The sequence below is a fragment of the Winogradskyella wichelsiae genome (assembly GCF_013403925.1).
Classification (GTDB): Bacteria; Bacteroidota; Bacteroidia; order Flavobacteriales; family Flavobacteriaceae; genus Winogradskyella; species Winogradskyella wichelsiae.
Genome location: NZ_JABFDJ010000046.1, coordinates 1 through 726 on the forward strand (window position 1 = coordinate 1; position 726 = coordinate 726).

At 30.0% G+C, this 726-nt stretch carries 1 protein-coding gene; it reads left to right on the forward strand.

Features of this window, described 5'->3' with window-relative positions:
* Window positions 1–116: 116 nt before the first annotated feature.
* The gene (locus HM985_RS17125) at window positions 117–491 is read left to right on the forward strand and encodes a hypothetical protein (protein WP_179377418.1); all 375 of its coding nucleotides are present in this window, start codon (window positions 117–119) and stop codon (window positions 489–491) included.
* Window positions 492–726 lie beyond the last annotated feature (235 nt).

A 726-nucleotide genomic window follows, 5' to 3' on the forward strand; every position in this document is an offset into this window, starting at 1 on the left:
TGCGGAATTTTCACGGGTTCGTAAAAGTTTGCTAAATTAGTTGCTAAACCACGCAACTAATCATACACAAAACCGTTACCTGTTATTTAAAAGACCCAACAAACAATTTGAATTATATGAAAAAAAGTGATATCATATTCACAATTTTGATTGTAGCCTTTGTCATGTATCTAATTATTAGAGGAATTGATTGGCAAATTAATGTAAGTAAACTAAATAAATCAGGCGTTTTTTTAACTGCCGAGATAGTTGAAATAAAATCTGGCAGAGGAAGTACTGTTGTGGAATATAAGTTTGAATATGATGAGAATGAATATTTTGGACAAAAATTTTGTAACTTAAGCTCTATAAATAAAATGAAAATTGGAGACCTTTATCTTATCAAATACAATCAATCAAATAATTTCTCTGTTTTAGACTGTGATTGTAAAATCAATAAAGAGAATTTAGGAAATATCTGGAACAGAAAACCGATTGAATTGTGTAAATGATAAAAAAACAACAGGTAACACCGTGTATAATTCATTGCTAGTACTCGCCTACTTACGAAAGTCCTCGCGGACTTTCTATTCAGTTTTTATTTGCTAAATTAGTTGCTTAAACACGCAACGAAATCATACACAAAACCGTTACCCAACATTTGAAAACCTGAATTTTCCTGAAATAGGTTGACTAAAAATTAAGCAATTAATTACAGTCACTTATGAAAACACAAAATGAACACTG